Here is a 7,832-nt window from a genome sequence, read left to right on the forward strand (position 1 = left end):
TGATCAGAGCTTGAAGCTCAGCACGGTCGGCGGGGCCAAGGTAAAGGCAAATGTCATTGCGTCTCATGTCCCGAATATAGCACATCAGGCCCTCAATGGGAATCCTGTGTCAGGTGGGGAACACTAGATGAGCCTTTCGCGGGCGTGCACCCCAAGCTGATGGAGGTGATCTACGCCTATATCCGCCGCATGAAGGCCGAGGGGAAGGCGATCATCCTGATCTCGCACCAGATGGACGCGATTTTCGCGCTGTCCGAACGCCTGATCGTGCTGAATTTCGGGGTGCTCATTGCCGATGGCCCACCCGATGCGGTCAAGAACGACCCTGCCGTGATCGAGGCCTATCTTGGTAAAGACGAGGAGGACGCAGCATGAGCGATAACGCCGTTCTGGAACTGCGCGACCTCTCGGTGGGCTATTACCGCGACTTGAACATCCTGTCCGACCTGAACCTGATCGCGCGGCGTGGGCAGATCACCACCATTCTGGGGGCCAATGGCGTCGGCAAATCCACCGCCCTGAAAGCCGCCTTCGGGTTCCTGCGCCCGTTTCAGGGCGATGTGGTGCTGGGCGGCAAGTCGATCCTCGACATCCCGACCTACAAGCGCATCAACGAGGGGCTGGCCTATATCCCCCAGCAACCGGGCGTCTTCAAGGACATGACGGTCGAGGAGAATCTGGAACTGGGCGCATGGACATTCCGGCGCGACCGCGCCCGGATCAAGCGCAAGGTAGAGGCCAATTACGAACGATTCCCGATCCTGCGCGACAAGCGCAAACAGGCCACCGGCGAATTGTCGGGCGGCCAGCAACGTATGGTCGAAATCGGGCGGACCCTGATGGCAGAGCCGCAAATGCTGCTGGTGGATGAGCCCACGGCGGGCCTGTCCAAGATACTGGCCCAAGAAGTCTACGATATGCTGACCGGCCTGCGCGACGAAGGGCTGACCATTCTGCTGGTCGATCAGGAAATCCGCCACGCGCTGAAGATTGCCGATTATGTCTATGTGCTGGAACTGGGCCGCAACAAGTACGAAGGCCCGGCCAGCGATTTCACCGATCTGGAAAAAGCCTTCTGGGTGGCATGATGGATGCCCCGACGCGACTGTTTTACGGCACGCGGCGGCGCAGGCCGAAACTTGCCCGCGCCGACGGCGCTTATATCTGGGATGTAGACGGGCGACGCTGGCTGGATGGCTCATCCGGTGCGATGGTGTGCAATATCGGCCATTCCAACCCCCGCGTGCTGGATGCGATGCGCGCGCAAATGGACATCGCCACCTTCGGATACCGGCTGCATTTCGAAACCGAACCCTCTGAACGCTTGGCGGACCGCTTGGCCCAAGCCGCGCCCAACGGTTTGGGGCGCGTGTTCTTCACCTCTGGCGGTTCTGAGGCCGTGGAATCGGCGCTGAAACTGGCCCGCAGCCACGCGTTGGCGACAGGGCAGGGGCAACGCTGGAAGGTGATTTCGCGCTTTCCGGCCTATCATGGCTGCACGCTGGGGGCGCTGGCGGTCACGGGCTACGCGCCGATGACCGCACCCTATGCCCCGATGATGGCGCAGATGCCGAAAATCCCCGCGCCGCGCGCGTGGCTGGACGGGCTGGCGCTGGATGATCCGGCCACCGGGCACCATTACGCCGACATACTGGAAGCGCAGATCTTGCAGGAAGGCCCCGAAACCGTGCTGGCCTTCATCGTGGAGCCTGTGGGCGGGGCCTCGACCGGCGCGCTGGTGCCGCCTGCGGGCTATATGGCGCGCATCCGCGAGATTTGCGACCGCCACGGCGTGCTGCTTATCCATGACGAGGTGATCTCTGGCGGCGGGCGTCTGGGCCGCTGGTTCGCGGGCGATCATTGGGGCGTGGTGCCCGATATGATCACCATCTCCAAGGGGTTCGGGTCGGGCTACATGCCGCTGGGCGCTTTGATCGCCAAGGACAGCATTGCCGAGGCGGTGATGGACCATGGCAGCTACCCCCACGGGTTCACCTACGCGGGCAACCCATTGGCCTGCGCCGCAGGGTTGGCGGTGATGGAGGTGATCGAGGATGACGGGCTGATGCCCAACGCGCTGGCCATGGGCGCGCAGCTTGCCGCCCGCCTGTGCGCGCTGATGCAGCGCTATGGCTTTATCGGCGATGTGCGTGGCATGGGGTTGTTGCAAGCGTTCGAACTGGTATCGGACCGCGACACCCGCGCGCCCTTGTCGCCCGCGCTGAACGCCTATGACACACTGGTCGAAGCCGCCTATGACGAAGGCCTGATCATCTATGCGCGTCGTTCGCGCGGGGGGCATTCCGGCGACCATTTTATCGTCGCCCCGCCGATGATCGTGTCAGAGTCGCAGATTGATGAGATCATGGAAAAACTGACCCGTGCGCTGGACCGCTTTGCGCAAGGGGCGGGGCTATAGCACATGGACAAGCTGATCCTGACCTGCGCCGTGACCGGCTCCATCCACACGCCCAGCATGTCGCCCGCGTTGCCCTACACGGCCGAGGACATTGCGAAACAGGCGATAGATGCTGCACATGCGGGCGCCTCGATCCTGCATTTGCACGCCCGCGACCCGGCGGATGGGCGGCCAAGCTGCACGCCCGAACACTTCATGGGGTTCCTGCCGCAGATCGCGCAGGGGTGCGACGCGGTCGTGAACCTGTCCACCGGCGGCAGCGCTACCATGCCGCTGGATGTGCGTTTGGCCGGGCCATTGGTGGCGCGTCCCGAGATGTGCTCGCTCAATATGGGCACGATGAATTTCGCGCTTTACCAGATGGCGGACCGTATCACCGATTGGCGCTTTGACTGGGAAGAACCCTTCCTGCGCGGCACGGATGATCTGGTCTTCAAGAACACGCCCCGTGATATTGCCAGCATCCTGCGCCAGATGGGGCAAGAGCGCGGCGCGCGCTTCGAATTTGAATGCTACGATACCGGCCATCTGGGGATGCTGGCGCATTTCCGCGACCGGGGGCTGATCGACGGGCCGATCTTCCTGCAATTCGTGTTTGGCGTGCTGGGGGGCATGGCCCCTTTGCCTGAGAACCTGACGCATATGAAACGGCTGGCCGACCAGTATTTCGGGAATGACTATCATTTCTCGGTGCTGGCGGCGGGCCGTCACCAAATGCAGTTCGCCACCATGGCCGCTGGCATGGGCGGGCATGTGCGCGTCGGGCTGGAAGATTGCCTGACCATATCGCGCGGACGGTTGGCATGCTCGAACGCCGAACAGGTCGAGAAGGTGCGCGGGCTGGTCGAAGGCTTGGGGCGCGAGATTGCGACACCCGCAGAGGCGCGCGCCATGCTGGGGCTGAAAGGGGCAGAGCATGTCGGATTCTAGCGCCCCGCGTCTGGCTGGGCCAGAGGATTTCGCCACCGTTCTGGCAGGTTTGCACGCCTTGGCGTCTGACCTCGGCGACCCGTTCGCGATTGCAGAGACTGCGTTGCAAGATGCGTTATTCGGGCCGCGCCCCTTGGCCTTTGCGCTTGTCGCGGGCGGTCAGGGCGTCGCGCTGGTACAACCGCAGATAAGCACCAGCGCCGGGGGCGTGTTGGCCTATATCTCTGACCTGTGGGTGGCGCGCACGGCGCGCGGCACGGGCCTTGGTCGCCGCCTGCTGGCTATGGTTGGGCGTGAATCTGCCGCGCGTTGGGGTGCGGTCGGGCTGCGGCTGGCTGTCTATGACAACAACACGAATGCCCGCGATTTTTATGCCCGGATGGGCTTTGTCACCCATGACCGCGACCGCATTGCGGTGCTGACAGGCGCTGAGTTTGCCATGCTGAAAGCCACACCATGAGAGCTTTTTTGGACCCACGCCAAGCCACGCATGACCCGGCCCATTTCATGGCCAATGGCACGCGCTTGCCCAACCCAGAGGTGCCCGCGCGCATCAACATCTTGCGACAAGGGGCCGAAGCGGCAGGCTGTGTGTTTCATGCCCCGCAAGACCATGGCCAAGGCCCGATTGCCGCCATTCACAGCGCCGAATACCTGACCTTTTTGCGCCATATCTACCCGCGGTGGCAGCGTATCCCGGATGCCGGGCCAGAGGTGATCCCCAACATCCACCCGGCCAGGCGCACCGACGGATATCCGAAATCGGCCATCGGGCAAGCGGGGTTTCATCAGGCGGACACGGCTTGCCCCATCGGGCCGGACACATGGCACGCCGCTTATTGGTCGGCGCAGACAGCGCTCAGTGCCGCGCAGTCTGTGGCCACGGGCGCGCGCGCGGCCTATGCGCTGTGCCGTCCGCCGGGGCACCACGCCTTTAGCGATCTGGCGGGGGGGTTCTGCTTTCTGAACAATTCCGCCATCGCCGCCGAAGCCCTGCGCGCGTGCGGCATGCGCCCGGCGGTGCTGGATGTCGATGTGCATCACGGCAACGGAACACAGGGCATTTTCTACGACCGCGCGGATGTGCTGACGGTATCGCTGCACGCAGACCCCGAACGGTTCTACCCGTTTTTCTGGGGCTATGCACAGGAACGCGGCGCGGGCGCGGGTTTGGGCGCAAACCTGAACCTGCCCTTGCCGCGCGGCACTGATGACGCGGGCTTTCGTGCGTCCCTTGCCACCGCCCTGACCCGGATTTCCGATTTCGGGGCGGATGTGATCGTCATCGCCTTGGGGCTGGACGCGCATGAGGATGACCCGTTCCAGGGCCTGCGCGTGACAACCCCTGGCTTTCGCGCCATCGCCGCCGATATCGCGGCCCTTGGCCTGCCCTTGGTGTTGGTGCAAGAGGGCGGCTATCTCAGTGATGCATTGGGCGCGAACCTAACCTCTTTTCTGACCGGAATATCAGCGGGGCCCGCATGAAAATCGACTTCCACACGCTCTACCTGAAAAAGCGCTTTCCCCTGCGCATTTCGCGCGGCGAAATTAAGGGGGGCGAGAACCTGTTCCTGTCCGTCACCGATGGCAACCTGACCGGCTGGGGCGAAATGGCCCCCGGCGCGACCGAGGGCGCGGCAGATGTGGCCACGGGGCAGGCGCAGCTAGAGGCGTTCATCGCCCAAGGGCTGCCCGATGCGATCCACGATATCTGGGCGGCAGGCCATGCCACAGGCGTGGGCGCTTGCGCGCTGGCCGCTCTGGACATGGCGCTATGGGACTTGCGCGCGAAACAGGCCGGCATGCCGCTTTACAAACTGCTCGGGCTGGCCCGGCGCGGCGTCGTCAGTTCCTTGACCGTGGGGATCAACCCGCCCGATGTTGTGCGCGACCGTGTTCCCCTGCTGCTGGCCCAAGGCGCGCGGGCGCTGAAAGTGAAGCTTGGCAGCACGGACGGGATAGAGGCCGACAAAGCCATGTTCGCCGCCGTGCTGGAGGCTGCAAAGGGCAGCGGTGCCGCACTGCGGGTCGATGCCAATGGCGGCTGGTCGCTGGCAGATGCCCGCCACATGATGGGCTGGCTGGCCGAGCGTGGGGTAGAGTATATAGAACAACCGCTGGTGCGCGGCGCCGAAGACCAGTTGCCGGACCTGTTCCGCGACCGCGCCTTGCCGATATTCGTGGACGAATCCTGCCGCATGTCGGGCGATATTCCCGGTTTTGCGCGGTGCGTGGATGGGGTGAACCTGAAGCTGATGAAATGTGGCGGCATCACCGAAGCGTTGCGCATCGTCGCCACCGCGCGCGCCTTCGGGCTGAAAACGATGATCGGCTGCATGGGCGAAAGCTCTGTTTCCATTGCAGCGGGGGCGTCGCTTTCGGCGCTGTTCGACTATATCGACCTCGATTCCCATTTGAACCTTGACCCGGACCCGGCGTCGGGCGCGCCGTTTGCGGAGGGCATAACCCTACCCGCAGACCGCCGCGGCCATGGAGGCGCGCTTGACCATGCTTGATCCGACCTTGCCCATCGCACTTTTTGCCGAAGCGACCATGGGAACGCTGAACGCCAAGATGTCCGAGGGCATCTTGCGCTATGGCCGCAACCCGGTGGTGGCGATCATCGACAGCACCAAGGCGGGACTGCGCGCGCGCGACCTGTGCCCGGTTGAAAGCGACGTGCCGGTCGTGGCGGGGCTGGACGACGCCGTGGCACTTGGCGCGCAGGTGGTAGTTTTGGGCACCGCGCCCTCTGGCGGGCGCGTGCCGCCCGAATGGATGGATATGCTGCAAGACGCAGTCGGGCGCGGCCTGTCCATCGTGAACGGCATGCATGACAGGTTAGAACCGGTCTTGGGCGGCAAGCTGCGCCCCGGTCAGGTCATCTGGGATGTGCGCGTGCCGCAAGGCGATATGCCCCCCATCGCCATGGGGCGCGCAGCCAGCCTGCCCAATACCCGCGTGCTGATGGTGGGCACCGACATGGCCATCGGCAAGATGACCGCCGGGTTGGAACTGACCCGCAGCTTGCAGGCCCTTGGCCATGACGCGGCGTTTCTGGCCACGGGGCAAACCGGCATCACCATCACCGGCGCGGGCATCCCGCTGGATGCCGTACGGGTGGACCATGCGGCGGGCATGGTCGAGCGCATGGTGATGGAGCATGCCGCGCATGATGTGCTTGTCATCGAAGGGCAGGGGTCGCTTTTACACCCCGGCAGCACCGCGACCCTGCCGCTGATGCGCGGCAGTGCCTGCAATGCCATGGTCCTGTGCCACCGCGCGGGGATGGATGTTCTGGACACGCTGAATGAAACCCGCGTGCCGCCGCTGCGCGACGTGATCGCGCTGAACGAAGCGGTCGCGGGCGGGGCGGGGGCGCTGACACCGGCGCGCGTGCGGGCGATTGCCGTCAACACTGCCCGTATGGATGCGGAAGCCGCGCGCGCCGCGATTTCTGCGATAGAGGATGCCACCGGCCTGCCCGCTGCGGACCCCGTGCGCGACGGGGCAGACCGACTGGCCCGCGCGGTGATCGGCTGACCCATGTCAACCGAATTGCGCCAGCTTGCCGTGACGGGCACCCCGTATGAGATCGGCTACCAACTTGGTCTAGCGGGGCGCGACGCGGCGCACGAGCTGCTGCTTGGCGCATCCTACTGGAGCGCGGTCATACACCCCCGCCACCGTTCGACCGTGGCGCGGCTGGGGCAGGCCACCCAAGCGCGTTTTCCCGCCATTTGGGCAGAGCTTCAGGGCCTTGCCGACGGGCTGGACCTGCCGTTCCAAGATGTGCTGGCATGGAACTGTCGCGGCGATCTGCTGGACAATACCGCCGATGGCTGCACCACCGTGCAACTGCCCGGCCCCACACCTTGCATCGCGCATAACGAGGACGGGTTGCCGGGCTTTCGCGGCCACGCCTTTCTGGCACATATCGCGCCCATCTCCGCGCCCGGATTCACCGCGTTTTGCTATCCGGGGTCTGTGCCCGGCCATACATTCGCGGCAACACAGACGGGGCTGGCGCAAGCGGTCAACAACATGCGACTGATCGGCATTGCGCCGCAAATCCCGCGCATGGTGCTGGGGCGCGCGCTTTTGACATGCCGCAGCCTTGACGACGCCGTCGCGCTGCTGATGGATGGGCCGCATTGCGGCGGTTTTCACATGACACTGGCGCAGTCGGGCGATCCGCGGCTGCTGAGTGTGGAATTCGGGGCAGGGGCCTGTGCGATCCGGCGTATCGACCGGGCGATGCTGCACGCCAATCATGCGCTGCACCTGAATGTGCCACAGATCGTGACCCAATCTTCGCGTGACCGGCAGGCCAGGGGCCAAGCGCTGCGGGCCATGTGAAGTGGTCCGGCAAATTTGGACAGCGTGCTAAGATGTATCCAACGCGCACGAATGGATACGAGAATGACAAAGCGACGGAACTTTTCAGACAAGTTTAAAGCTGCTGTGGCGCTTGAGGCGCTGC

9 protein-coding genes are annotated in these 7,832 nt (G+C 64.4%); all 9 read left to right on the forward strand.

Annotation, left to right across the window (positions count from 1 at the left end):
- Positions 1–144 precede the first annotated feature (144 nt).
- From ROE7235_RS18115 to ROE7235_RS18155, 9 genes are read left to right on the forward strand one after another with little or no spacing between them, the layout of a single operon-like run.
- Positions 145–375, forward strand: coding sequence for an ABC transporter ATP-binding protein C-terminal domain-containing protein (locus ROE7235_RS18115; RefSeq protein WP_245964024.1), 231 nt, complete (start codon positions 145–147; stop codon positions 373–375).
- The gene (locus ROE7235_RS18120; RefSeq protein ID WP_121097108.1) at positions 372–1,088 is read left to right on the forward strand and encodes an ABC transporter ATP-binding protein; all 717 of its coding nucleotides are present in this window, start codon (positions 372–374) and stop codon (positions 1,086–1,088) included. Before ROE7235_RS18115 ends, ROE7235_RS18120 begins: the two co-directional genes overlap by 4 nt.
- The gene (locus ROE7235_RS18125) at positions 1,085–2,419 is read left to right on the forward strand and encodes an aminotransferase family protein (RefSeq protein WP_121097111.1); all 1,335 of its coding nucleotides are present in this window, start codon (positions 1,085–1,087) and stop codon (positions 2,417–2,419) included. Before ROE7235_RS18120 ends, ROE7235_RS18125 begins: the two co-directional genes overlap by 4 nt.
- A gap of 3 nt (positions 2,420–2,422) precedes the next feature.
- Complete coding sequence (gene kce, locus ROE7235_RS18130; RefSeq protein WP_121097114.1) at positions 2,423–3,349, forward strand: 3,5-dioxohexanoate:acetyl-CoA acetone transferase; 927 nt, start codon at positions 2,423–2,425, stop codon at positions 3,347–3,349.
- Positions 3,336–3,809: a GNAT family N-acetyltransferase gene (locus tag ROE7235_RS18135; protein WP_121097117.1), complete on the forward strand. Its 474-nt coding sequence runs from the start codon at positions 3,336–3,338 to the stop codon at positions 3,807–3,809. Before kce ends, ROE7235_RS18135 begins: the two co-directional genes overlap by 14 nt.
- Positions 3,806–4,834, forward strand: a complete 1,029-nt coding sequence (locus ROE7235_RS18140) for a histone deacetylase family protein (protein ID WP_121097119.1) — start codon at positions 3,806–3,808, stop codon at positions 4,832–4,834. The genes ROE7235_RS18135 and ROE7235_RS18140 overlap by 4 nt, the downstream gene beginning before the upstream one ends.
- Positions 4,831–5,865: a dipeptide epimerase gene (locus tag ROE7235_RS18145; protein ID WP_121097122.1), complete on the forward strand. Its 1,035-nt coding sequence runs from the start codon at positions 4,831–4,833 to the stop codon at positions 5,863–5,865. Before ROE7235_RS18140 ends, ROE7235_RS18145 begins: the two co-directional genes overlap by 4 nt.
- Positions 5,858–6,892: an N-acetyltransferase DgcN family protein gene (locus ROE7235_RS18150; protein WP_121097127.1), complete on the forward strand. Its 1,035-nt coding sequence runs from the start codon at positions 5,858–5,860 to the stop codon at positions 6,890–6,892. Before ROE7235_RS18145 ends, ROE7235_RS18150 begins: the two co-directional genes overlap by 8 nt.
- A 3-nt stretch (positions 6,893–6,895) precedes the next feature.
- Positions 6,896–7,708 (forward strand): C45 family autoproteolytic acyltransferase/hydrolase, encoded by an 813-nt coding sequence (locus ROE7235_RS18155; RefSeq protein WP_121097125.1) that lies wholly within the window; start codon positions 6,896–6,898, stop codon positions 7,706–7,708.
- The last annotated feature ends 124 nt before the right edge of the window (positions 7,709–7,832 follow it).

This window comes from Roseinatronobacter ekhonensis, from assembly GCF_900499075.1.
GTDB classification, from domain to species: domain Bacteria; phylum Pseudomonadota; class Alphaproteobacteria; order Rhodobacterales; family Rhodobacteraceae; genus Roseinatronobacter; species Roseinatronobacter ekhonensis.